This window comes from Bradyrhizobium sp. i1.15.2 (assembly GCF_040548425.1).
Classification (GTDB): Bacteria; Pseudomonadota; Alphaproteobacteria; order Rhizobiales; family Xanthobacteraceae; genus Bradyrhizobium; species Bradyrhizobium canariense.
This window is the reverse complement of record NZ_JBEPRQ010000012.1, coordinates 177,822-203,465: the sequence shown is the minus strand read 5'-3', so window position 1 is coordinate 203,465 and position 25,644 is coordinate 177,822. Positions and strand designations below refer to the sequence as shown.

Here is a 25,644-nt window from a genome sequence, read left to right as displayed (position 1 = left end):
GAGTTTATCCCTCTACAAAATTGCTTATTCAGTCTCGGCCGCAACGTCATCCGACGCGATCAGCCGCTGGGAGGCGCGCAAACGACCTGCCCTGCGAATTGAGCCAGGCGTTCCCGATCCTGGGTTAAGGCTTGGTCCAGTTGTCGCCTTTTCGGTCGAGGCCTTCGATCCATCAACGTCTGATTTCGCTACTTTGCGCGAGAGCCAGTCGCTGTTGCTCAAGGTACAGAGCGCGTAGGCCTTCATTGGGAGCAGGAGGAAGATGTTGATCGGGGTGTGCAGCGCGAATCCGAGAAATCGAAGCTCGCGGGCGCGAAACGCCGCCACGCTGCACCGAACCATGGTCATCGCGACGATGGTCAGACCGGTCCACCAGGGCACGCTGTCGGTGAGCGCGAGCTGAGCGAGCGCGGCAATCGACGAGATGGCGAGCAGCAGCGGCCCGAGGTTCTGTCCGAGCACATCGAGCGTGAGGTACCGATCGAGGCCGGGCAGCAGGTGCAAACCGAGTAGCGTGTCGCGGTAAGTGCTCCGCGCCCAGCGGAGCTGTTGCCGCAGATACGGCAAGAGCTTGTCCGGGACCACCGTGGCGGCGATGGCGTCCGGAACGTACTCGGTTCGAAATCCTGCCTTGAGCATGAGGATCGTCAGATGGCGGTCCTCACCGAAGTCGCTTGGCTTTCCTCGGAAAAACTGCGTCTCGTACTGGTCGAGCAACAACATGAGCGCGGAACGGCGGTACATGGCACACGGCCCACAGCAGCACATGACCGCACCAAAACGCGTCTGCGCCGCACGCTCCTCGTTGCAAGCCAACCAGTACTCCATGTCGATCAATCCGGTCAGCCAGCTGTCGTTGCGGTTGCTGGCCGTCAATTGACCCATGGCCGCGCCGACGGCTGGATCCTGCATCTTGCGTACGAGCTTGCTGACAACATCGCTGGCGATTTCCGTGTCGGAATCGACGTTGAGTACGAGATCGCCGAATGAGCGGCGTATCGCGGCAATCTGCGCCTTGCGCTTTCCGACATTGCTTGGCAGCAGAATGACGCTGACCCTCGGGTCATGTGCGTAGCTTGCGTGTACGGGTGCCACTGCACCGACATTTGCGGAACCGTCATCGACCACATAGACCTGCAATCGCCCTGGGTAGTCCTGGCCTGCAATAGACTTCAGGCAGGCCGCCAGCGTACGCGGGTCCTCGTTGAAGCAGGGCACGATGACATCCACGCTGGGCAGAGCACCGGTGTTGACCGGGTCGCACGGCGGCAGTGTGGCGTCGGTTCGCAGCGCATAAAGCGCCTGGGCGCTCTTATGGACGCTGGAGAGCAACGCGTAAGAGGCAACAGCAACGGTGCTGATGGTGGCAAGCAAGGTCATGGGCATTGATCGATTCGGTTAGGTTGAGGAAGCGACCGGATTGCAAATCCACGGTCGTGCAGTGCTGGAATGAGCTGGGCGAGCGCCATTACGGTCTGGTCACGCCGACCAGCATCAGGGCGGCGTCCCAGCTCGTCGGGAGGGCATCCGTCGTGCAGGAGCACGATTGCCCCCGGTTGCAGCGAGGTCAGCACTGCGGCAACAATCGCCTCGACGCCGGGACGAGCCCAGTCTTGCGGATCGACTGACCAGTGCAGGGCTGCTAGATCAGCCTTCGCCGACGCGGCGAGTGCCTCCTTCGTCCATATCCCGTACGGCGCGCGCATGTGCCGCACAGAGGCTCGGGGGCAGGCCATTCCGATGACCTTGTTCGTGGTAAGGATCTCGTATTGCGCTTCATCCCGCGTGCATTTGGACAATTCCGGGTGCGTCATTGTGTGGTTTGCGATTTCGTGCCCTTCAGCAATGATGCGCTGGATCAGCTCCGGCTGGCCCGCTGCATACGCACCGATCACGCAGAAGGTGGCGGGAGCCCGATGCTGGGCCAGCACGTCCAGGATAGCTGGCGTGCAATGCGGGTTTGGACCATCATCAAAGGTCAGATAGACGCAGTGCTCTCCGCCGGCCTCGGCGTAGTCGCTCCGCGCTTCAGTCACGTCGTGTGTTGACGTCACAGCTCTGGCCCGTTCCGTTCAATCATCTCACCGGCCGGCCATTCGCTCATTGGCCTAGCAATCGGCAGAACGAGGCCGACCACGTCCTCCACGCGCGTCGGAGGCACAGTGAGATAGATATCCGGACGAGCGGACCGAACGCGGAGCCCTGGTAGAACAGTCGCCAAGCCCTGTCGTCCGAGCAGCCTGGTAATATGTTTCTGCAGGGCAGCTCGGACCGTGCCAAAGCCGAATGGCACGCCAAGATCTCGCAATACGGGATACATCACGCGGATGGAGTGGCTGATTCCGAGCCCCTCGAGATCCGGGCGTACCCCGTACAATCCGAGCTCAGCCACGAGCAGATCGACCTCACCAACTTTTATGAAGCGGCGCAGTGCGCCGATGTGAATCGCGACGCCACGATCATCGTAGCCAATTGCCCGGATCTCAGGCCTTGCGCCGGCCCAGCTTCGATGACCTTCAAAGGGCTTTGCATTGAATTCCCCGGTCGGACCATAGGTCTTGCGGAAGAAGTCGGACAATTCGATATGGTCAGCAATTTGAAGCTCATTCTCCCAGCACAGCCTCCAACGAACTGGAGGGCGCGCCGAAACACCTCGTGTGGACGCGGGCGCGATCATGTTCATGGAGAGTAACTCCTATTCATTATCTGGCTCCTGACGCAGGCCAGCAGTTCGCAACGTTCGAAAGGTTTGCTCAGGAACTGGAGTCCAGCTTGCAGGACTCGGCTCACGTGGTCTCCGGAGTGGTCTGTGAGCAGAACGGTGGGAATCGCGCCTCCGGATGCAACCAGATGATGGAAAAGCTCAAGGCCACTCATCACGCTCGACTGCATGTCCGCGATCAAGCACGACGTGATCAAACGGCGACCCGATTTCAAGAACCCGTCTGCGCTCTCAAAGGGTTCTGGCACGTAGCCCGCGGAAAACACCACATCCGTGAGAGCTTCACGCACTGACTGATCTGCATTCACAATCGAGACCACATCGAGCGTGTGCGCAACTCGCATCAGATTCGCCAAGGACGTCTTCGCTTGCATGTTCCGCACGATTTCACCCCAGCAAGGATGCGATCCAATCGACTGCGACCACAACACATTCGGCACCCGCAACCGGGAGGGTCTGACTGGATGGAAATCTACGGCCAAGTTGAGCGTTCGCTCAATTCTACGGCGGTACACGGCAAATATAGAATGGGTTGGCAAAGCCAAACGAAGGTTTGCCCGTCGTATACGCCAACGCAAGTTTGCGGATGCCCACCGTCCTCGATCGAGATATGGCTTGCGCAACACGCGCGAAGCTGCGACGGCACGGTCCAGACGTCTTGATCGATCCCCTGCGCTGGGCTGAGACGCGCAACGATGTGTAACCATTCTGGTAGATCTGACTTCTCGCTATACGATCGTTTGCTATCCTCATTCGGTACAAAGGGTAAAATCGATTGTGTCGATAGAACACATTCACAGCGTGGATCACTCACGATTATGCGTTTCAAGGGCCTCGATCTGAATCTCCTCGTCGCGTTCGACGCCCTGGTGACGCAAGGCAACCTCACCACGGCGGCAAGAAGCATCAATCTCAGTCAACCCGCCATGAGTGCCGCCGTCGCGCGGCTACGCACCTACTTTCGAGATGAGCTATTCACGATGAGGGGCCGAAAACTGGTTCCAACGCCGCGGGCTGAAGCGCTCGCAGCCCCGATTCGCGAGGCCCTCGCTCACATTCAGCTCTCCATCATTTCTCCGGACCACTTCAATCCGTCCCAATCAAATCGGCGATTCAGGATCATCCTGTCCGACTTCATGACTGTCGTATTTTTTCGAAGGATCGTGGACCGCGTCGTGCGGGAGGCTCCTAGAATCCGCTTCGAATTGCTGCCACCTTCAGAGGAACCCGATGAGCTTCTCCGGCGCGGTGAAGTTGATTTTCTGATGTATCCGGAGATGTTCATGTCGAGTGCGCATCCAAAGGCGGCACTGTTCGAGGACACTTTCGTTTGCGTGGGCTGCCCCATGAACAAGCAGCTGACATCGCGACTTACGTTCGAGAACTACATGTCAATCGGGCACGTGGAAGCTCAATTTGGACGTTTCTTGAGGCCCTCCTTCCGCGAATGGCTCTTGCTCGAGCATGGTTTCAAAATACGCACCGAGGTCGCTGTGCAAGGCTTTGGTATGATTCCGCCTATGTTATTGGGCACCAACCGTATCGCGAGCATGCCCTCAAGACTCGTCAGCCATTTCGCAAAGACGATGCCCCTGCGGGTTGTCGAACCTCCGTTGCGACTTCTGACATTCACCGAGGCCGTCCAATGGCCCGCCATTCATAATACTGATCCCGCAAGCATTTGGATGCGCAACATATTCTTCCAAGAGGCATCCACGATGGTCTCTCCGCCCGAGACCAGCCAATTTCACAGCCCGTTGTAGGATTGTTCGGGCCGGTTGCGAGCTGCTCTCGATTAACCAGATCTACGCCAGGCTCGAAGCTTCGGTCCTCTGACTGACGTTGGGCAAGGGTCGAAATGGGCGCGCTTGAGCGCGGTTTGATCGGGTCGTTGGCGCTATTGATCTCGCGCTGCCATGACGATCTTGCGCCTCAAACAGGCCGCTCGGCGGCACTCCGTAACAATTTGCGCTGATCCGGGCCGGCAGCATCGCGCCGGTCCATGTGAGTCGAGCACAGAGCTCGCGAAATCATCCGGCGAATCAGGTGAACAGTATCGGCCTCAGCACTAAAATTCCCTTGAACCGCACGCTGCGTCAGGTTGTAGACCAGCACCTGCGATCGAGGCTGCAAGGTGGACGCTGGTAGCGCACTCCCACACCGCTCATCGCCTGACGGTTGGCATTCTCCTAGCCGTCAACTGGGGCCCGGCGATCGAAGCAATGCCGAAGCACACCTGTAGCTCGACGTCTATGTGGCGGGCGACCTACCGGGGGCGATGCTCGCTTGTTTGCGTCGGAACAGCTTGTTCTGCCGAACGCCAATGCCCGCCACGGTCGCGCCCGCGAAGCCCAACGCGAGCTGACCTAAACTCGGGAGAGCCGACCGGCAAGTGAGAGGCATTGCGTAAGGCTGGAATGGAGGTGGGGACACGCCATCTCAGCGGCGCATATCTTACCCTTATTGTGCTCGATCCGGGATGATCAGGGCAACCGCAAAGTCGCTGGCCGCAGGCTCAACCTGGATACAGGCCATGAGCACGGGGCATGGTCCCGCTGCGCGCGTGTTTCGGTGATCAGTGTTTATGATGAGAGGACGGCAACTGTGCCAATGTCTGCGCACGGAAGGGAGGGGCTCGCCGCTTCCATTCGCCAAGCCCTGCTCCAGCGACAGTTTTTGATCATTTCGGCCGACCTGTTCACCCAAGCCAAATCTGATGATGTATGCGGGGTCCTTCTTTCGGATCTCGCGACAGTAGTGTCCTTTCGAAAGTGTCGTGGCGTGACGCGCGCGGTGCCACCGCCGTCGGTCTCGAGTTGCTACCCCTCACCGCTGAGCCCGATGGGCTCCTTCGGCGCGGTAACATCATTTGTCTATCTTCCCCGAAGCATCTATGCTCAAAGCACGCACCCAAAGCGATACCGCTCGAGGATGATATTGAGTGAGTGAGCTGCCGGACGAGCAAGCCAATACCGCGACAGGAGAAACTTCGAGCCTATGTTCGATAGGATACTTGCGGTGAATCCCCAGAAACTGCCCCTCTGATTCGAGGGGTCTTTGGCTTGAGTATGGTCTTAAGATGCGCATTAAGATCCTCCTCCAAGCTATAGCATCATCCTCCTTTGCTATTGCGGACCCCGTATGGCGCGGCTGCCAGCAAGGCTCGCCAAGCTTTGTGAAGACTACGCCGCTGCGGATCCTTGCAGCTTCTAGTGCATTGCATCTGGCGAGACCGTCCGATGTACTGCGCTGCGCGACACTGATCCGGTACAGGTCTGGATATGCGAGTTATTGCGGTAGGGGCCATGGCACGTCGGCGTTTGCCCGGCCTGACCGCGTGGTGGCGGGGGCCCGTCGACCCATTCTGAACGCCTCCACCTTCAGCGGATGCCGGAGCGCTCCTTCGAAAGTCGGTCCTCAATCGCGAGCAACGTTTCGCCCGCCGCCAAATGCGCTTGCGTTGAGATGCATGCCGGGATTGCTTTTGAGACTCGCCTTCGCTCATTCTGCCGATGCTTTGCCGCCGCGGACTTGCGCCATTAAAGAGCAGCCATCATCTTGTGGCATTCCAAAAACAGATGTAGCCATGCGCGAGCAACGCCTTCGCGCCCACAATGCCATCTCAACCGGACTACCATAGGCGCCGAGCCGGCGGCGCGCCACGACGTGGCGGTAGAACTGATTTGCGATGATTTACCGATCAGCGTCAGGCTCAACGAGGGACATCACAGGAAGGATTGCGACCGAAAGAGGCCCATCTGATCAGGACTGTGTCTGGGTCCGCCGTTTCGTGAAGCAGCATCTAAAGATCAAGCGGAGCTGCATGCACATGGCGGTCGCTTCTCGCGCCGATCAGACAGCAGATTGCTACCGCTGCGGCAGTATCCAGGAGAAATTACATAGTTTCAGCTAGCGACGCCTTGGACAAAAGGAAGCGTACGCCGTGTTGCACAACGGCATCACGCGGCTCCTCCTGACATATTCTTTCGCACACGTCGCCGCTCCGTCTCGTTTTTGCCCCACCACGGCCAAACGGCTTCGTCACGTGCGGCGCGAGTGCGACAATGAAAGGAGCCTACTCTTGGGTGAGTCGAGTGGAGTCTACGATCCGGAGGATCTCGCGATGTTGGGACACCTCTTTGATCAAGCAATCACGTGTTTACCGACATGCATGCGAACCAGCGAGAACCGCGCGGCGATCGCGAGACTTGTTCTGCAACGCGCAGCGAGTGATGAATTGGGGTCGCTGGCGAACTTGATGCTTGCACTTGTCTCGGCCGCTTGATCAACAGCGTGCTCTTAGTCCTTTTGCGGTACGCAGCAAGAGACCATCATCTAGATCATTGAATTAACTTGATTCTCACGTGGCGTCAGGTTGTAGGCATGTAAATAGAGGACCATGACAAACGCCAGACCACGACGGCGCCGATGGCGCATTGGAGAACTTGCAGAGGCGACCGGTGTAACCGTACGCACTCTGCATCACTACGAACATATCGGGTTGCTGATGGTCTCGGAACGTACTGATGGCGGTCACCGCATGTACGACCATGAAAGCCTACAACGCGTCACCCAGATTCTCGCGCTGCGTAATCTCGGCTTCTCACTTCCTGAGATCCGCAAAGCAATCGAGGGGCGAACGTCTCTCACGGACCTGTTGCGCAACCATCTGGAGCGGATTGAACGTGAAGTCGCGCAGGCGACATTATTAAGGGACCGAATACGCAGTATTACGACGCAAGGTGAGACGCAAGTCAGTGTCGACCAACTGCCGGCCACGTTAGACGCAATGTCGCGGATTGAGGAGCCTACCCCCTCGGCGATGTGCGCCGCTAACGCAGAACGGTGGCGGAAGATTCGCGACGAGCTACGAAGCTGCATGGATCAGGGCGAGCCTCCATGCAGTGAACGAGCAAAAGCGGTCGCGCGTCAGGCCCGTTCGCTGCTGACTGAGATCGGAGGAGCTGATTCGACAGTCTCAATGGTACTCAAGGTGCTGACGCGATTGACCGAACCACACAATCTCGCCGGCTGGGATGCGAGCCTCATGCAATACCTCGATCTCGCCCTCGCCGCGCTAGAGGACCAGCTCGGAAAGAGTTGACGCCCGGTTGCGCACGCAATCGGTTACCGGAATGTCTTTAAACCCAATGGGTTGATAGTGCCCCTTCGAGTCTGAGGACGATCGTTAGCCGCTAGCATTTCGCCCTCGAATCTACGTTGTCTGTGACTTTTTGGGTCTTTGGCTCTGTGGCTCTTGGCGATCAACCTCGACGAGCACGCTTCGAAGTACTTGATTCGTACGTAACGTCAAATTGTACCATCTAACGCATCGTCTCAGCGGCGGGGCGGACAGAGCGTCGGCTAGACCGATGGAGACTCCAATGATTGGCATGGCTTTCGGAATTTCCAGGTGAGAGGCCTCGGCGAGAACAAGTCGGCGGATGATCGTCCGGGCCTTTCAAGCGCCTCGTCGGCACACATCTGCCGCGCACAGGAGATTGATGAGTCTACGGGGCACCGGCAGGATGCTCGATATGGGTCCTGTTGACGCCTAGAGAACGCCCTCCTGGCCAGTCCCGCAAGGTCCGTTCGTCCGTGCCCGCCGGATATTTATGGATGAGCCTCGCAACAACTTGAGCCGTTCGTACCAACCTGAGTTCGATTCAAACATCATTGCGCCGGGCTGCTGGTCGCCGCGTCGTACCAACGGCGAAGCCGATCAAGAAGTCGCGCCATATCGGGAGCTCCACATGTCGATTCTTCCCGTTCATAACCTTGCAACTGCCGCGCTCCTTTCTTCAATCCTAAGTTCGAGCGCCTGGGCAAAAGATGCTTACATTGCGGTAGCGGGCCCAATGATGGAAAGCACTGCGGCGCTGGTCGCGCAGATACGCGACGGAGCGTCCGCGGCAGTGGATTCGATAAATGCATCGCGTCTGCTGCCTGACACAAAGCTCGTGTTGAGGATTTCCGACGACGCATGGGATCCCAAGCAGGCCGTCGCTGTTGCCAATCGCTTTACAACTGACGGGATCAAGCTTGTCTTTGGGCACTTTTGTGCTTCAGACATATACGCCGAAGCCAAGGTGCTTCAGATTTCACCTGGCTCGACGAATCCCTCTCTGACAGAGCGTGACGCAACCACGCTGTTTCGGATTTGCGGCCGCGATGACCAACTAGGCGGGTTTGCGGCCGACTATATCGTGCGGCACCACCAAGGCGCAAAGCTCGCGGTCCTCGACGACAAAGGTACAGCAGGCAAGGTCAGCACCGAGATCATTGAATCACAGCTTCGTGCAGCTGGCGAGCACACTGTTCGACAAAGCTATGCTGCCGGCGGCGAGACGGATTACACCGCTCAGGTTTCGAGACTGAAGAGAGAGGGACTCCAGATCGTCTATCTCGCCAGCTATTACGACGAGATCGGCCTAATCGTGCGTCAAAGTGGGGAGGCGGGCGCACGTCTGGCCGTGATCGCAAACGATCCGCTGATGCCAATCGAGTTTTTGGCCATTGCCGGCGACGCCGCAAACGGCACGCTCTTCACCTTTATGCCGGACCCGACGAAGAATGCTGCAGAGCCAGCCGCCGTCGCCAGGCTCAAGACTTCGAACCTATCTGCCGCGGGTTACACGCTCTACGCTTATGCCGCGGTGCAAGCATGGGCAGAGTCCATCAAACAAGCCGGCACCTTCGATCCCACCCCGGTCGCTGCGGCCCTACGCTCGGGCTCATCAAAACGACCATTGGCACGGTTCGATTGGACTCCAAGGGAGACAATGCCGCTCCTGGCTTCATCGTTTACCGCTGGCGCGACAATAGCGTCGACGCGGTCGAGCAGAACGGATCGCCAGTCCCAGCACTGCACGGAGCGTTCGAATGATGAACCATCCTCGACATAGCGATTACGCCCTGCTCACGTGCCTGGCAGTCGCTGCGGTCGCCGCATTTCTCGCTCTCGCGGCAGTGCTATTACAGCTGTCGTGCGCGCCCGAACAGTCGCCCGAAGAGTACGTTCCCATTCGCCTGGTGCCACTGCAGTGAGCACCAGGTCCAGACTCATAAGGGCGACGAACATCCGCACCTTCTTCCAGCTAGTCAAACTGATGCGCGTCTCGCTCTCGGGAGTGAGCCGTCCGGGCCTCTTCAGAAGGAACGCACCCTGTGGCAAGATGTCAGTCGCGCGCAGTCGGTCTGCTGATTGCGCCAGTTCAAGGCAAGGGTTACCAGCGTTGTTCGGCCGAGTGGACGTGGCGTTCCATCCCCTCGTGGAAACGAGTATTCGCTGGGATAACGCCGTGCGGCGCCTGATCCGCGCGATCGCTACCGGCCCTTGAGACAGGCTCTGATCCGGTGCGACGCTTAGTCTAAGCCGACCTATCGCCCCCAACGCTCGCATTCAGTCGTGCCTTGCGCTTCCCGGTCCCGAACATAGCGCGCGTATCGACTAAGCTCGATGAGCGGCCTCAACCGCTCTCGTCGACACACCAAAGGGAGAACACCTGGTTGGATGCGAAATGCGAACTCTGCTCTCCTCCCTCTCGCCAGTCGCCCGCGAGCTGGGTGCTCTGCCGTCCGGCCGGCCTACCCCGGACAATGGTTGCGTGAAACTGAACACAAGTGAGAACCCATTTCCTTTGCCAGGCATCGTGATGCGAAGCGCAATTGCGGCTCTTGAGCTGCAATACCTTTATCCAGAAGACGACAATATCAGCTTGAGAGAAGCCGCCGCAGCTGCCTATGGCATCGCAACCGATCGCGTGATGGCTGGCAATGGATCGTCTGAACTCCTCAGTCTGATCTACAGAGCCTTTCTTGCCCCCGGCGATGGCATCGCGATGATGTCGCCGGGCTTCTCGTTCGATCGCAAGCTTGCCATGTTGCAAGGGAGCCGCTTCATTGAAATTCCCCGGTATGAAACTGACTGCTTGCCAATGGATGAGCTGCTTTTCGGTCCCGCTAAAGATGCCAAGTTCATTCTGCTGGCGAACCCAAACAATCCGACCGGAACCCGTTGTTCCGCTCGCAGAACTTGAACGGCTCGTTATGCGATCTGACCCATTGATTGTATTGGACGAAGCCTATGGCGATTTCGCACCTGAGGATGGCCTACGCCTTGTTGAGCGCCATTCGGCTCTTCTGGTACTGCGCACGTTTTCCAAGAGTTATTCCGCTGCTGGCATTCGCGTCGGCTTCGGTTTCGGCCATCCCAAGCTAATTGGGCGGCTTCGCAACATCCAGAATGTTTTTGACATGAATGTGGTGGCTCATGCGCTGGGCATGAGCGTCCTTGCGCATCGCGACGCCTACGAGGAGAACCATCGCCACGTCAGGCTTGAGCGGCAACGCGTAGCGGCCGCCCTTTCAGAATTTGGGTTCTCTTTAACGCCTTCCCACGCGAATTTCCTCCTCGCCCGTGTGCCCGTAGGCCAGAGTGGCAGATGGTGGCAGGCGGCGTTGGAAGAACACAACGTCCTTGGCGCCTTTTTTCCGGATGCCGGGCTGGAAGAGTACATTCGGGTTAGCATCAGTACAAAGCGCCAGATGGATGCGTTGCTTAGAGCTGTGGCGGCATTCTTAAGAAAGTTGGATGCCGTGGCTAGTGGCCCCTTCAACTCATGTCACGGATTCCCGTTCGTGATCGATCTGGACGAACATCTGATGCGGCTTCGCGACGCAGCCGGAGTCAGTTTTCATCCAATCAGCGCATGACGCGCCGTTGAGAACGGCTTCGCAGCCTATGCAGCGCATTGCCAGCGCGCGCCTCTTGCACCCACGCAATCCGGCGGACTCCCGCCCCCTCTATTTAGGAGATAACTGAGTGAGAAACGTTCTTCCCACAAACCTGACCTGGGGCATCTTTGATCATCTTGACGAGGACGGCCGCGATATCGCCCGGCAATATGCGGACCGCCTCGCGCTGGCGGAGGCCTACGACCGGCTGGGTTTCTATGCCTATCATCTGGCGGAGCATCATTGCTATCCTCACGGAAGGGGCCCTTCGCCGAACTTGCTTCTGTCGAGCGTCATACAACGCACACGGCGACTTCGCGTTGGTCCGTTGGTTATGCTGCTCAACCTCTATCACCCGCTGCGTGCATTCGAGGAGATCTGCATGTTGGATCACCTAAGCAGCGGCAGGGTTGAGGTCGGGCTCGGTCGCGGCTCCCTGCCGATCGAACTGAGCTATTTTGGGGTTGGAGCCGATGTTGCCTCAAGCCGTTACGAGGAAGCTTCCCAAATCTTCGTTAGCGCGATGAATGGCGGCCCGCTCTCATACCAAGGGCAACATTTTGCGCTAAGCGACGTTCCTTTGACGCTTTCACCTCACCAGCGTCCTTGTCCCCCGACATGGATTGCTACAAGTCCGCCAGAGTCCGCCCTTTGGGCGGCGGCAAATGGCGCAAGTCCGGCGTGCATGGGGCCTTCTTCTAACGTTCGCAAGGTCAGCGATCGCTATCACGCTCATCGAAGCGCGCAGCGTGACGCCAGCGGTTCAGCACCGTCTCGCGCATTGCTCCGCATGGTCGTAATCGCAAGCTCTGAAGCAGCGGCCCGTTCGCTCGCCGCGCCAGCTTACGAAAGATGGCTCAAACACTTTAAGGTCCTGTACGAGCTCAATGACATCCCGCCTCCATCCAACCTGCCCCTGGCCTTGGAAGCCGCAATCCACAGTGAACTGTGCGTTGTCGGAACGGGCGCTTCGGTGCGCCAAACTCTTCTTCACCATCTGGCAGAGGCAGGGACCAACTATCGTCTTTGCCAGCTCGCCTTCGGATCTCTGACCCTGGATGCCTGCCTCAATACGGCAACGGCGATTCACTCCGAGCTCATAGCGGCACAGCACTGACGGCGAACCCAACAGCAATCCCAGTAACTTCGCTCTTGACTAGGCAGCAAATGGCAACGCCGAGGCCAATGAGTACCGGAGCCGAATGCATTTGTAAGGCCGCTCTTGCGGTCCAAACGGCTTCGACGCGGACTCGGTCCTTTGGACTGCATCACCAAGCGGGAGGCGTAACGGCAATGAATGGCCTGTCCTCCACATTGCATGCGTTGACACTACCCGAGCAGTGGATTGCCTGGTCAGGTAAGTCGGCTCACGCTCGTTCCGCTTTGGCGGGCCGGTTCAACGATCGCATTCTACACGAATCCGAGGTGCGGCTTACTGCTCGAGCGGACCTGTCGTGACGCGATCCCGGCAGCGCGCCGCTCAGACCGAAGAGATCGCGCGTAAGCTCGATGTCGTGCTGGCAGAGTTGGCTTCGCTGCGCATTCTGCTGGCCGAGCACGGCATTAGCACCCCGCGACCTCTCGATGAGGACTACCTCACTGTTCAGCGGTTCGCAGCGATGAACCACATAAGCCCCGAAGCCGTGCTCTCTCGGATCCGCCGCGGCAAGTTGCGCGCAGAGGAACGCGGCGGCCGGTGGTGGGTGAAATGCACGGTTTGCACAGCATAGCCGTGCAGGGACGAGGAGAGTAAGACAGACGACGTGAAACCAATCCGAGACACGGACTCCGGCATAAAAAATGATATGTGCGTTCAAGTTAGCATCTCTTCTGAGCTCGACCAGTCGGTCGATGGAGAGTCAAGAGATCGATCAAGGTCAACGTGGGCGCACGGCCAACACACCTCCGCCAGATCGGGAGGCTCAATCTCGATGCACCCATGCAATGACAAAACGCGTGGGCGCGCCCTGAGCACCGGGTATCGGATGACCCCCGTTGCGTGGACCGGGATCACTCAGTCAATTCCGCCCGAACAACAGAGCGATCCAGTGAACAAGCGGAAAAGCATTGGACGCCTGCCAGGAGAAGTCCAACTCCGATGCCGCTGGCGGTTTGTCGCAAACAGAACCACCCTTCATGTCGGTTTTCGACGTGAGCCGCCGCACGCGCCCTGGTTACGGCCTGGAGCACAGGAAAGATAAATGCCTTGCTCGCAATCGCACGCTTTGCGAGCTCCCCTGAGCAACCTGCGTCTCACGCCCCTGGGCGTAGCAGGGAAATTGCATCCCAGTTATTTGCCTGTTTCAGGGTCGCCGCGCGCGCCGGTGTCAAACGGGAACAGATCTGATTTCGCTGGGATGGTCGCCAGACTCTGGCTGGAGAAGGAGATGGCAATGATATCACCAAGACTGATGTCAGTCCTCGGTTCAATGGTAGCAGTCGAGCGTATGTTTTGGAAACTTCGAGAATTGATCGATGCAGACGGCTCGATCTCACCCGACGTTCGAGAGACGCTTCATGTAATGTTAGATGCAAAGCTTCTTTCCGCAAAAGATAAGATTATGAGCGACGCGCGCGCTGCGATCGACGCGACTCCCGATTTGCCGCAGGCGGTCCGCGACCGAGCATTCCGGTCGCTGGATTTTGCAACGAGAATGTTCATGACCAGCGAACCGCGCCGCACTGAGGATCCTCTTAGCCGAGTCGGCATCTGCAGCGCTAATCGCAAGATGCATTGATCCATGCCCCGTTCCACCCATGCCCGCCGCAACACTTGGCGGTGCACTGTTGATGTTAGCCGAGGCGCTTCGATTGAGCTCTTGAGGCGCTTTGAAGCTGGTGGAATCGAGCGATAGCGACCTCGCTAATTGATAAATCTAATGTCTGCTGGGGCCGGCACGCTTGGCTGGAACCTGCCGAAATGCTGCGGGCTCGAGTTTGGCTCAAGCATCCGGGAGCAGGCTCTCTCTGGCCATCTTTAACGTCCTCTGCGTCGAGCCGATATGCGAGTCCCCTCAGCTCTGTAGCTTAATCATCAAAAAGGGCCGGTCACTCGTCGCCATGGGACAGTGACGAGGGCTCGACTCTGTTCGTGGGAAGCAGTGCTCGAGTTGATTCAACTCAAGCATCATGGTTCGCGTTTTCGCGCTATGGCTGTGATGCTTGGCGATGAGGTTCACCGAACCGGAGGTGGCGTGTTGAGTCATTCCTTATGCGCCTGGGATCAAGAGGACCGGCACACCCACCCGAGGTTAATGAATCCCTCTTGGCCCATCCGCAGCATGGATACCTCCCATCAAAACAATAGATTTTACCAATATTCTCCGTATCCACATAGCTAGCCGCCGGCTATAGCAAGGACGTTCAGGATCAGGCGCGTGACGACGTATTCGCGATTTTCAACGCAATGTGCGGATGACGGGCAAGCGCCAGCACATGATCACCCCTTGCGTCCATAGAGGCAAGTCTTGGTCTCACTATCGTGGCACGCGCGAGCTTCTTGCATGGATTAATCCGGCCCCAACATCAGTCATGAGACAGCATGGGCAGCTCGCCTTCGGATCTCTGGCCAGACTTAGCAGAAGCGGCGCAGCGCAAGCCGATAGCGACGAGGGCGATCTAGCGCCGTTGGGTGCAGCGCTCTTGCAGCCTGATCCCGGATGGATGCGCTTGACGCGCTCCGGTCCGGCGTCGCGTCGATCGTGAGTGCTTTGCGAGTCAACAATGAACTGGAGTGTCTTTGATGCGGGCTCGTCGCCACGGCACATGCGTGCGCCGTATGGGATTTGGACCAAGGAGGCCCTCGCCGCGTCGGCGAAGGCCAAACTGGCAGCCCTGCACTGGTCAGTCGACCCGCAAGACTGGTCTCGTCCTGGCGTCGAGGCGATTGTTGCCGCAGTGCTGGCCTCGCTCCAACCGGGGGCAATCGTGCTCCTGACGACGGATGCCCACCCGACGAGTTGGGACGCCGCCCTCATGCTGGTCGGCGCGACCAGACTGTGATGGCGCTCGCCCAGCTCGTTCCAGCACTGCATGACCGTGGATTTGCAATCCGGTCGCTTCCTCAACCTCACCGAATAGATCAATGCCCATGACCTTGCTTGCCACCATCAGCACCGTTGCTGTTGCCTCTTACGCGTTGCTCTCCAGCGTCCATAAGAGCGCGCAGGCGCTTTATGCGCTGCGAACCGACGCCTCGCTGCCGCCGTACGACCCGGTCAACAACGGTGCTCTGCCCAGCGTGGATGTCATCGTGCCCTGCTTCAACGAGGACCCGCGCACGCTGGCGGCCTGCCTGAAGTCTATTGCATGCCAGGACTACCCAGGGCGATTGCAGGTCTATGTGGTCGATGACGGCTCTGCAAATGTCGGTGCAGTGGCACCCGTGCACGCGAGCTACGCATATGACCCGAGGGTCAGTGTCATTCTGCTGCCAAGCAATGTCGGAAAGCGCAAGGCGCAGATTGCCGCGGTACGCCGCTCATTCGGCGATCTCGTGCTTAACGTCGATTCCGACACGGAAATCGCCAGCGATGTTGTCAGCAAGCTCGTACGCAAGATGCAGGATCCAGCCGTCGGCGCGGCCATGGGTCAATTGACGGCCAGCAACCGCAACGACAGCTGGCTGACCGGATTGATCGACATGGAGTACTGGTTGGCTTGCAACGAGGAGCGTGCGGCGCAGACGCGTTTTGGTGCGGTCATGTGCTGCTGCGGGCCGTGTGCCATGTACCGCCGTTCCGCGCTCATGTTGTTGCTCGACCAGTACGAGACGCAGTTTTTCCGAGGAAAGCCGAGCGACTTCGGTGAGGACCGCCATCTGACGATCCTCATGCTCAAGGCAGGATTTCGAACCGAGTACGTTCCGGACGCCATCGCCGCCACGGTGGTCCCGGACAAGCTCTTGCCATATTTGCGGCAACAGCTCCGCTGGGCGCGGAGCACTTACCGCGACACGCTGCTCGGCTTGCACCTGCTGCCCGGCCTCGATCGGTACCTCACGCTCGATGTGCTCGGACAGAACCTCGGGCCGCTGCTGCTCGCCATCTCATCAATTGCCGCGATCGCTCAGCTCGCGCTCACGGACAGCGTGCCCTGGTGGACCGGTCTGACCATCGTCGTGATGACCATGGTTCGATGCAGCGTCGCGGCGCTTCGCGCCGGCGAGCTTCGATTTCTCGGATTCGCGCTGCACACCCCGATCAACATCTTCCTCCTGCTCCCAATGAAAGCCTATGCGCTCTGCACCTTGAGCAATAGCGACTGGCTCTCGCGCAGACTGCCAGATTCGCCCGACGAAAATGGAAGGCCTGGCAACTTTTTGTACACGGCCCCCAGAACCGATAAACCGAAGGAAATTGTTTGCACGTCGCGCATTCAGCACCTTGAGCACCGGATCGCTTTCCAATTGGAGGTCGTGGCTCAACTGATCTGCCAGGACATATTCGCGCTCGGCGCGGTCAGGCTGCTCGACGAACTCACAAGCGAACTGGTCGCGGCAAAACTGGAACTCGGCGCAATAGGCGAGGCGAGCGCCAGCAGGCGAACAGTCCCAGCGGAAAAACACGGTGACCTCTTCTATCCAGAAGACCTCCGCATCCTAGCTAAACTTTTGGACGAGGCAGTCGCAGCTTTACCGCCAGATCGTCGTACTATCGCCAATCGTACACAAATCGCCAAACTTGTTCTAGCTAGTGGAACGACACGTGAAGTCAAGTCCGACCCAAATCATGGCGCCTGCGTTCTTGGCGATTTGATTGATCACACGTTCAACTCTTCCTCTTCTAATCAAATCGAGGTTTCGCCTAGCACCTGGCGGAATTCTGCATAAGGCGCGGTTAAATCACTTGAGCGGGTAATAAGACATCACCCCAGTTTTTGATAACCGGCGGTCCTTTCGAGATCGCCGAGCGATGTGTCTACAGGCAGCCCTTTTCCTAACAGATTCGTCTCGTCAGCAGGCAGGTCGCGGGACAGGTGGCAGGACCACTTCTTCGGCATCCTCAAGGCAAGAACCCCGTAGTTCAGGCCCTCGGGTCTCAGAGGATGAATGCGGTACGCCTTGCACTGCAATGCGACCGCCTACCGGCCGCCCCCACGCAAATAGTCCACGCGTCCTAACAGCACGCCGACTGCGCAGCGAGCTGGATAGCCTCGTCCACGTTTCAGCTGCCGCCGAACGTCTTCTCCGTTCCCCCAGGCCGGGTGGGACGATGCTGCCGAGACAAGCGAACCACTTTGATCAAACCACAGGTATCAGCACATCACGAATGTCGTTTCCTACAACGATCACGGCGTGGGCTCTTCCGCGCATCTGCAGACTATGCCTGGCTCGCGCACACTGCTGCTGCAGGCCACCTCACGTTCGAATACATTTTGGCTGGGAGTAGCCGAAGGGACTTGAATCGGACGTAGCGTCACGTTGTAGGAACGAGGCAACCGCCGCCTCGCGCCGACCAACTAGTCAACCACTGATGGCGGGAGTGTGACGTAACACATCAAAGCAATCCTTCGGGTTCAGACATCGAGATGACAACAGCACTCCTTTTTCTCACTATAATCTTCTTCGGCGGCTTTGGATTAGGCTACGCCGTGCGCAGCTGGCCTTCTCGCAAACGACGTGAGCGCGCCCGGCTCTATGGTGCTCTCTTTCATTCGGGCACTTCTGCTCCGCCGCCGCTCCACGTTCCCGCACGCCGTAGTTCCTAACGCTGTATTCGGCCTCGCTCAAACAAGGAAATTGTCGATGGGCCACGCTAGGGCGCACGCCAACCGGCGGCAACTCGTCGAGCACAGATTCGCAAGGCAGAGTGGACTCCAGCGAATGTTCGCGCGGAATCAGTCCTAACAGCACGGTGTAACGTATGACTGATCGCCGATTTGACCCGAGACACTGGGCGGTGAAGACTGCGAGTCGGCCCTTCGCGGATCATCGGGTCGGCGGCGGTGGATTCGCAACCGGCCCTCGGCCAGACAACGTACATCTGTGTGATCTTAGCATGTGCGAAGCTAATGCCGGACCGAATTCCGATCAGCGCCGGCGCGAACCGCGGAGAAGATATGTCTGGCACGCGAGCTAGCGCTTGAACTGAATGCAACGGCAAGCACGATTTGGGCAGCGTCTCGATGCCGTCGCGATCTGCCTGGGCGAAAAGAGAGATCCAGAGCCTTCGCACGAGTTCGAATTTCATCTCGCGTCATAATCAACGGTGCGTTGACCGTGACCAATGCTTCCTGACCGAGTTCGAGTCGCTCAACCGGCCTACCTAAACTGAGAGGTTTTGAAGGTGAGGCTTCCTTCGTAGAACTCGATCCGCGACAGTCGGTACAACGGATGCATCATGAAGCCTGACGAGCGTCTCGCCGAACTCCTTGAGGATCGCAGGTATTTTGAAGATGAGGCATGGGAGGTATGGGCAGGGTGCCTCTCACCAGCTGAGCGGCTGGCGTATATTCGCAAGCATCGCTCGCACTTCCGGTTCGCAGATTATGATGAAGTGATAGCTGTTGTACGCGGCCGGCGCTTCACCGGTTGCTCATCGCAGCTCCTTCGATGGCGCCACAATATAAGAGCAAGGACGTTACAAAGCGCTTTGCTGTTCTCGGTTGCGGTGTGGCTCGGTATCATCTGGCTTGCAGTGCGCCTGATCCGCTGAGATCAGCAGCCCGCTTTTCGTCAACACACCTAAGCTACCCATGTTCGCAGGCGACCGAGCATTGCGACGCGGTTAGAGATGATCTGCAATGCCGCAACCTGACGCAGCGTTCGGTTCGAACATTCCTTTCGGCGCGAATGTTGCGATGCAGTTACAGCAATTCGCGCAGACGTTGTTAAGACGCATGAGGCTCGGGGGCACTCAAGACATGAGAGTAGAAATGAAGAACTTGTTGCTCGCGACTGTGAGCATTGTGGCGCTTGACGCGGTGGCGCCCGCATTTGGCGCGGATCTGGCTGCGCAGCCCGTCCAGCCTCTCTACACCATAGCTCCGCAGCCTATCGCCGCTGCAATCTACGACTGGAGCGGCTACTATCTCGGTATGAACGGTGGATTGGGCTCAAGCTCGAATTGCTGGGATTTCAATGGCGGCACGCCCGAGGGCTGTCATGATGCGACCGGCATGACCGTTGGTGGCCAGATCGGCTATCGATGGCAGATGGGCCAGATCGTGCTTGGCGTTGAAGGCCAGGGGAACTGGGCTGATTTGACCGGCTCGAATGTCAGCGTCGCGTTTTCGGATGTCAACCTGACCAAGATTGATTCGTTCGGCCTGGTAACGGGGCAGATCGGCTATACCCTCGACAACGTACTGCTTTATGCCAAAGGCGGCGCCGCAGTGACGAGCAACACCTATCACATCAGCTCGCCCCTCACGGGCGCGCAGCTTGGAAACAGCGAGCACGTTCTTTGGGGCGGCGCGTTGGGAGCCGGAATCGAGTACGGCTTCGCACCGAACTGGTCGGTTGGCCTCGAGTACGATCACGTATTCATGCTGCCCGGCACGGTGAACTTCGCCGCATCCGCTGGTGGGACCGATCGCATCCGCCAGGAGTTCGATGTTATAACGGCACGGCTCAACTATAAGTTCGGCGGTCCGATTCCTCTCAAATATTGATCTGTCGTTCAAACGGCGGATCGAAAGCCCCGGCCCGTGGGCCGGGGTCTTTTGGCCCGTTGGTCTGCTGTACAGGAGCCATACACGGTCTTATGCATTCCGGGAGACTGGGCCTGCTGTATCAAGCAAACCGTTCTCCTGTGCTAATATGTCGGCGCAATCCGAGCGCCAGAAGCTCACATACGGGAACATGTCACAACCGGGGCAGATGAGGCCCATATTCTGTGAAGCTTCTGTTCGAGCTGGGCCCGTAGCGCTGAACGTGCCTTCTGCTCTGGGCGCACCGTCGAACTCACGTTCACAGGCACTAGAGAGCGCTTCCGCAGAACAGGGGAACGGGCTTAGCGGCTCGATTGGGCAGCCAGATTGACGGACCAGAGGAATATTCAGGCGAGCATGTCTCAACCAATTGCAACACGCGCCAATGCTTGAGCATGCAGATGGACGGGCTCGACGACTCGCGCTATGCGCGACTGATCACGCCGGCGCTGAAGATCACTTATCCGCACGCAATCAGCGATACCGTGAATGGTCAGCCATCATTTCCAGCGCGCGCGGCTGACTGGCGGAATCCGTGTGAAACTCTCCGCTAGGCCGGGGTTCCTTGACATTTACGATCATCTCGCTCGATGCAAATACCTGGCGAGTAGGGTCCGGGATCGTTGCACCAGCCGTGCATCATTATCGTCCGTTGCGCCAATGCCGGCGGCGGCATTGATCTCGATTAGAACGCTCCGGCCGGCCGCAACTTTCGCGGACCACTCGCGGCGTAAGGCCTACGAAATCGTCGTGCATCTTGATTTCTTTGGGAACACGGGCCTTCATTAGCAATCTCGTTTGGACGATCTCTTCAAATCGGGACAGCAGTTTGTTTTTCTGCAAGCTTCCAAAGCAGGCGCCAAACGGCGCAGAAATTAAGCGATTCTTGGCGCCATACGCAGGATTCCAGATAATGAACGCCGACAAGACCGATATGACAATTCTCACCGAGTTAACCCAGGCGCCGATGACGGTATCAAGCGAGAGAGATCTCCGCTTCCCTCCAGAATAGGTAGGGGCATTCCCTTCCCTTTTACTGTATTCTTCACCATCGAGATCGACGACCGGTTCGCGATTAAAGAACAGCAATTTGTAGGTGGCCGCGAGCCGGGAAACGATGGTTCGAGACGACTGGAGATCGCGAGAGCTCTGCAGAGGCCTGTACGTAACGAGAATCCGCAATATTCACGAATCGCATCGAAATGGGGCTGTCCATCGCACGTCCGATAAGCAATCCACGCTTCCCAGAAGCATTCCTAGATTCCGCGACTAGCACGCTTGCGATGAGAAGCAGCCAGTGGCAAAGCGGTCAGGTTTGTGTCAGGAGTTGACGCTTGCCAGATTGGATCTCATGAATGCGCTGGCGAGTTTTGCGCTTACTGCCCAGGCCGCGAATATCAATGGCCCCATTGCCCCGCACTTCAGCCAGCCGACCCACGGGATCGCTGCCACTTTCAACAAGAAAGCGGGCCATGTGGCTGTTGAGCGCACACAAGCGGGCGGTTTTACAGCCACATCACTTCAGCCGCGCCTTTCCAGGTGCTTCTTTCAGCCGAACGCTCCCGCCTCAAGGAGCTGATCGAAGATGGTCTGACGATTGGGGGAAAGTCGCGTCCCGGACGATCGGCACGCTCATGCAATGCAGAATTTGGTGAACAGCGCGGGGATGCCAGGTCAAGAGTATCAAAGTCATGGAACGATTATGAACGTGAAGCTTATCGAAGCTCCTTCGTGCAATCGCGCAGCGTCGACTGTCGTCTTCGTTGGGACGAATGGACGTGGAAACTGGGTTGCCCGCGAACGAAACGGCTTTTTTGGCGGCCTGTTTCTGAACCGAGCCCAAGCATTAAAATACGCGTTATCCCAGAATGGCCATCATGCAGAAACTGTCTTTGAAGTGTCGCGCGAAATCGAACTCGATATTCCCAACAATACATAGCTCGCCGGCACGAGGAGCGTGGTCTGATATGTCGACGATTGAGTAGAGGGGCAAATGACTGAGCTTTGCAGCGCGGTGGACGAGCAGATCGTCAATATATGATTGAACTCACGCGTCCAGGTCGGCCAGGGAACTGTCCCTCGCTGAGACGACGTTCCGTCGAGGCGCCACGCCCGTGATGTGCCTTACCCAAAAGGCGGCACGCCGGTCACGCCCCCAGGCCGAGACTTGGTGACAACGCTTGCCTAGGCTTCTCCGTTCCTAGCACTAATCTGGCCATCACGATCTTGACCCGGACATGCGAGAGCGCGCTCTCTTCAACAAGATAACAGAAGCTGCAGCAGATGTTCGTTCGTATTGAAGCAGCTGTCGGTGCCACTGCGGGCTTGTGCAATCGGCCTCACCGCAAAGCTTCAGTCAGATGGGCAAGCGGCGTAATCTCGCAGACCAAATCCATTCGATGGAGCAGGTGGCACAGACCGGGAAGCCTTCGAAAGCTTTGCGAACGCCAGATCGCAGCCCGCCTCGCGGGCTTGGTGGTTGCGAGACTGCGAGCGAAGTGTCGATCCTTACACCATCGTGCGAGCGTCTGTCGAGGGCGCGGAGCGCGCCCGGGGTCGTTGCGGGCGCAGGTTCGACCTTCGCAAACCAGGCCATCGAATCGAAAGGGCGCCGCCTACGCGTATTTTAACATCATCGCCGATTCGACCGAGTTGCCCATGCGCGCACTGTCTGCAACTAGCGAATGACACCCTGGTCCGCCTGGCCGAATAATGCCGCCCCGAAATATGCATTCAGCCTGCTCGGCTTGATGTTCCCCCGGACGCGGCTCCCGATCTGCAATTGGATGAAACCGCAAGGCACGCGATCGAAGACTATGGCTGGGCTCAATGAGGATCCGGCTGGCCCCCCAGGCTTCATACTCGTTTAGGATGGGCCCCCATAAAAGGTACGCGTACGACGAAGGCCGCCTGATCGACGCATGCGCGCGAGCGCGACGAGCTCTATGAAAGGCGTTGCGTGAAGATCAGGCAGCCTGTTGATCGGCGGGAGTGTCGCCTTGGCGGAGGAGCTTCCATTCCCAGGGCAGCAGTTCGTGCAGACGCGATACGGGAAGATCGGCGATACGGGCGACGATATCGGCGAGCCAGGCCTTGGGATCGACATCGTTAAGACGACAGGTGGTGATCATTGTCAGCATGATGGCGGCGCGGTCGGCACCGCGCAGGCTGCCGGCGAAGGTCCAATTGCGCCTTCCCAATGCGATGCCTCTCAGGGCGCGCTCAGCGCAATTATTGGTCAAGCAGATCCTGCCATCGTCGAGGAAGCCGGCGAAGCCGTCCCAGCGCCTGAGCATGTAATTCATGGGCTTCAGAACCTCGGCAGAGCGCGAGAGGGTTTCGCGCTCGCGGAGCAACCAGGAATGCATGTCGTCGAGAAGCGGCTTGCTCTTTTCCTGGCGCACGGCGCGCCGCTCGTCGGCGCCGCGGCCGTTGATGGCGCGCTCGATCTCGAACAAAGCGTCGAGGCGTCTGACCGCCTCCAACGCGATCGGGGAGACCGGTTTGCCCTTCTTGCCTTCCCGAGCATTTTTCTCGATATCAGCCAGCTCGAAGAAGCCCCGCCGCGCATGGGCGAAGCAAAACGCCGGCGTAATCGGCACCACCTTCTTCTGCGGATCGAACAACGGCTCGAAGCCGTTGTAGCAATCAGCTTGCAGGATACCGGCGAAGGCGGCCAGATGCTTCTGGGGATGCTCGCCTCGACGGTCGCTCGAGGCGTAATAGACCGCCGCCGGTGGCGCTGGCCCGGCGAAGGGCCGGTCATCCCGCACATATGTCCAGATCCGACCGGTCTTGCACTTGCCCTTCGCCAGGATGCGGATGGTGGTGTCGTCGCCATGCAGGCGCTCGGCAGCAAGCACATGGCGTTCGATCAAGTGGAAGAGCGGCATGACGGCGAAGGTCCCGTGGCCGACCTGGTCGGCCAGCGTCGACAATGGCAGGTCGATCCCCTCGGCCTTAAAGCGCGCACTCTGGCGATTGAGCGGGATGTGCATGCCGAACTTGTCGAACAGAATCGTCGCCAGCAATTGTGGGCCGATGAAGCCGCGCGGCGTGGCATGGAACGGCGCCGGCGGCTGGCTGATCTTCTCGCAATCGCGGCAGGTGAACTTCTCGCGCACGGTCTCGATGACCTTGAAGCGGCGCGGGATCTCCTCCAGCGTCCTAGTCACATCCTCGCCGATCTTCGCCAGGCGCGCCCCACCGCAACAGGCGCAGGTCGTTGGCGCCTCAATGCGACTCGCTCGCGTTCGATGTCGTCCGGCCAGGGCTTGCGCACCGGCCGCTTGCGCGTGAAGGCGCGCACGCTCTGGGTTTTCGCCGCGGCGGCCCGCGCGGCAAGCTCATCCTCGCTCGCCGTGGTGGCGAGTTCTTCGAGCTCCAATTCCAACTGCTCGATCAGCCGCGCCGTGCGCTCGGAGCGCTGCCCGTACAATTCGCGTTTGAGCTTCTCGATCCGCAACTCGAGATGCGCGATCAGCGCCGCGTTATCCGATAGCTCCGCTTGCGCGCTGGCAGCCATCGCCTCGGCTCGCAGCCGGGCCTCACGCTCGGCCCTCAGCGCTGCCAGGGCACTGACAAGATCCGATGGAAGGTCGTTCGGCTTCGATATCATGAAGCCATTGAATCAGATCAAGCAGCAGATTCAAACCCAAAACGGCTATCCGACCCGCGTCGGACGCTGGGTTTCTTGTGGGTTGCGCCAATCGATTCCGGACAACAGATAGCTCATCTGCGCCGGAGAGATCGTCACTGCATCACCCGCAACCGAAGGCCAGATGAACCGCCCTCTCTCCAGTCTTTTGGTGAACAGGCATGCTCCCTGGCCATCGTGCCAGATCACCTTCACAAGATCGCTTCGGCGACCGCGGAAGACAAACAGATGACCGCTGAGCGGGTCCTTGCGCAGCACCTCCTGCACCTGGAGTGCCAGCGTCGGAAAGCCTCGCCGCATGTCCGTGTAGCCTGTCGCAAGCCACACCCGCGCACCCATCGGAACGGGGATCATCGGCGCACCAGAGCCTCAAGAACGCGACGCAGCGCATCTCCATCAACGTCGCCATCGACCCGGATGCGGTGCCCGCTACCAAGGTCGATCTCGATGATGCCAGGGCTCTTCGGTCGACGCGCCGCCGTCGTCGTCAATGGCGCTTCGGCCATCGCCCGCGGCGGCACAGACGACCCAATCTCGACCGGCACGAACGGCGCTATACTCGCTTCAGCGTGCTTGCAAAGCTCTTTGCGCCACCTGAACAGCTGGCTTACATGAAGGCCAGCCATGCGAGCCACCTCGGAAACGCAGGCTCCGGGCTCGAGCGATGCTGCAACAAGCCGTTCCTTCTCATCCTGCGACCACCGGCGCCGCCGCTCGACCGATGTGATCACCTCCGCCCTCGAAATCGTCATAGCGCTTCTCCTAGGATTACCCCTAGGACCTGCAGCGTTCGCGTCCGTCAAACAAGGCGGCCCTCAACGCAGGAATACCATAAAAGTCGTTACCATAGATCATCAGGTTCCAATCGAGTGGCAGG

At 58.7% G+C, this 25,644-nt stretch carries 18 protein-coding genes and 3 pseudogenes; 12 read left to right on the top strand and 9 right to left on the bottom strand.

Annotated elements, in window-relative coordinates; translation table 11 throughout:
- Positions 1-24 precede the first annotated feature (24 nt).
- The 4 genes from nodC (ABIB80_RS22475) to ABIB80_RS22460 are packed head-to-tail and all read right to left on the bottom strand — an operon-like array spanning position 25 to position 3,078.
- Positions 25-1,380, bottom strand: a complete 1,356-nt coding sequence (nodC, locus tag ABIB80_RS22475; RefSeq protein ID WP_354128380.1) for a chitooligosaccharide synthase NodC — start codon at positions 1,378-1,380, stop codon at positions 25-27.
- On the bottom strand, positions 1,377-2,054 hold the full coding sequence (gene nodB / locus ABIB80_RS22470; RefSeq protein WP_354128379.1) for a chitooligosaccharide deacetylase NodB: 678 nt from the start codon (positions 2,052-2,054) through the stop codon (positions 1,377-1,379). Before nodB ends, nodC (ABIB80_RS22475) begins: the two co-directional genes overlap by 4 nt.
- On the bottom strand, positions 2,051-2,683 hold the full coding sequence (locus tag ABIB80_RS22465) for a NodA family N-acyltransferase (RefSeq protein ID WP_354128378.1): 633 nt from the start codon (positions 2,681-2,683) through the stop codon (positions 2,051-2,053). Before ABIB80_RS22465 ends, nodB begins: the two co-directional genes overlap by 4 nt.
- Complete coding sequence (locus ABIB80_RS22460; protein ID WP_354128377.1) at positions 2,680-3,078, bottom strand: response regulator transcription factor; 399 nt, start codon at positions 3,076-3,078, stop codon at positions 2,680-2,682. The genes ABIB80_RS22465 and ABIB80_RS22460 overlap by 4 nt, the downstream gene beginning before the upstream one ends.
- A gap of 462 nt (positions 3,079-3,540) precedes the next feature.
- Here ABIB80_RS22460 and ABIB80_RS22455 point away from each other — a divergent pair, with 462 nt between their 5' ends.
- From ABIB80_RS22455 to ABIB80_RS22405, 11 genes and pseudogenes are all read left to right on the top strand, one after another.
- Positions 3,541-4,485 carry a LysR family transcriptional regulator gene (locus ABIB80_RS22455; RefSeq protein WP_354128376.1) on the top strand — a complete coding sequence of 315 codons (945 nt, stop codon included), beginning with the start codon at positions 3,541-3,543 and terminating at the stop codon, positions 4,483-4,485.
- A gap of 2,636 nt (positions 4,486-7,121) precedes the next feature.
- On the top strand, positions 7,122-7,826 hold the full coding sequence (locus tag ABIB80_RS22450) for a MerR family transcriptional regulator (RefSeq protein WP_354128375.1): 705 nt from the start codon (positions 7,122-7,124) through the stop codon (positions 7,824-7,826).
- A gap of 511 nt (positions 7,827-8,337) precedes the next feature.
- Entirely contained in the window at positions 8,338-9,627 is a 1,290-nt protein-coding gene (locus tag ABIB80_RS22445; RefSeq protein ID WP_354128374.1) for a branched-chain amino acid ABC transporter substrate-binding protein, read from the top strand.
- Between the two features lie 600 nt (positions 9,628-10,227).
- Positions 10,228-11,437, top strand: a pseudogene (locus ABIB80_RS22440) (pyridoxal phosphate-dependent aminotransferase).
- 109 nt (positions 11,438-11,546) lie between these two features.
- Positions 11,547-12,575: an LLM class flavin-dependent oxidoreductase gene (locus ABIB80_RS22435; RefSeq protein ID WP_354128373.1), complete on the top strand. Its 1,029-nt coding sequence runs from the start codon at positions 11,547-11,549 to the stop codon at positions 12,573-12,575.
- Positions 12,576-12,912: 337 nt separating this feature from the next.
- Positions 12,913-13,188 (top strand): hypothetical protein, encoded by a 276-nt coding sequence (locus ABIB80_RS22430; RefSeq protein WP_354128372.1) that lies wholly within the window; start codon positions 12,913-12,915, stop codon positions 13,186-13,188.
- A 657-nt stretch (positions 13,189-13,845) separates the two neighbouring features.
- Positions 13,846-14,196, top strand: a complete 351-nt coding sequence (locus tag ABIB80_RS22425; RefSeq protein WP_354128371.1) for a hypothetical protein — start codon at positions 13,846-13,848, stop codon at positions 14,194-14,196.
- Between the two features lie 1,021 nt (positions 14,197-15,217).
- A pseudogene (locus tag ABIB80_RS22420) lies at positions 15,218-15,552 on the top strand (chitooligosaccharide deacetylase NodB); the annotation flags it as partial.
- Positions 15,549-16,754 (top strand): annotated as a pseudogene (gene nodC / locus ABIB80_RS22415) (chitooligosaccharide synthase NodC); the annotation flags it as partial. The pseudogenes ABIB80_RS22420 and nodC (ABIB80_RS22415), both read left to right, overlap by 4 nt.
- Before the next feature lie 2,044 nt (positions 16,755-18,798).
- The gene (locus ABIB80_RS22410) at positions 18,799-19,113 is read left to right on the top strand and encodes a hypothetical protein (protein WP_283018394.1); all 315 of its coding nucleotides are present in this window, start codon (positions 18,799-18,801) and stop codon (positions 19,111-19,113) included.
- A 220-nt stretch (positions 19,114-19,333) separates the two neighbouring features.
- Positions 19,334-20,071 (top strand): outer membrane protein, encoded by a 738-nt coding sequence (locus ABIB80_RS22405; protein ID WP_354128397.1) that lies wholly within the window; start codon positions 19,334-19,336, stop codon positions 20,069-20,071.
- Positions 20,072-20,752: 681 nt separating this feature from the next.
- Here ABIB80_RS22405 and ABIB80_RS22400 read toward each other — a convergent pair.
- Positions 20,753-21,199, bottom strand: a complete 447-nt coding sequence (locus tag ABIB80_RS22400; RefSeq protein ID WP_354128370.1) for a hypothetical protein — start codon at positions 21,197-21,199, stop codon at positions 20,753-20,755.
- Between the two features lie 220 nt (positions 21,200-21,419).
- The gene (locus tag ABIB80_RS22395; protein ID WP_354128369.1) at positions 21,420-21,584 is read right to left on the bottom strand and encodes a hypothetical protein; all 165 of its coding nucleotides are present in this window, start codon (positions 21,582-21,584) and stop codon (positions 21,420-21,422) included.
- A 165-nt stretch (positions 21,585-21,749) separates the two neighbouring features.
- Between ABIB80_RS22395 and ABIB80_RS22390 the strand changes: the two genes are divergently transcribed.
- The gene (locus tag ABIB80_RS22390; protein ID WP_354128368.1) at positions 21,750-22,049 is read left to right on the top strand and encodes a hypothetical protein; all 300 of its coding nucleotides are present in this window, start codon (positions 21,750-21,752) and stop codon (positions 22,047-22,049) included.
- Between the two features lie 1,027 nt (positions 22,050-23,076).
- Here the strand turns inward: ABIB80_RS22390 and tnpC are convergent.
- From tnpC to tnpA, 3 genes are all read right to left on the bottom strand, one after another.
- Positions 23,077-24,728 (bottom strand): IS66 family transposase gene (gene tnpC / locus ABIB80_RS22385; RefSeq protein WP_354128367.1). Its coding sequence is split into 2 segments (ribosomal slippage): positions 23,077-24,350 and positions 24,350-24,728, totalling 1,653 coding nucleotides; the frame shifts between segments, so codons are not numbered across the junction.
- A 45-nt stretch (positions 24,729-24,773) separates the two neighbouring features.
- Positions 24,774-25,106, bottom strand: a complete 333-nt coding sequence (gene tnpB / locus ABIB80_RS22380; protein ID WP_502918740.1) for an IS66 family insertion sequence element accessory protein TnpB — start codon at positions 25,104-25,106, stop codon at positions 24,774-24,776.
- 11 nt (positions 25,107-25,117) lie between these two features.
- The gene (tnpA, locus tag ABIB80_RS22375) at positions 25,118-25,519 is read right to left on the bottom strand and encodes an IS66-like element accessory protein TnpA (RefSeq protein ID WP_354128365.1); all 402 of its coding nucleotides are present in this window, start codon (positions 25,517-25,519) and stop codon (positions 25,118-25,120) included.
- Between the last annotated feature and the right edge of the window lie 125 nt (positions 25,520-25,644).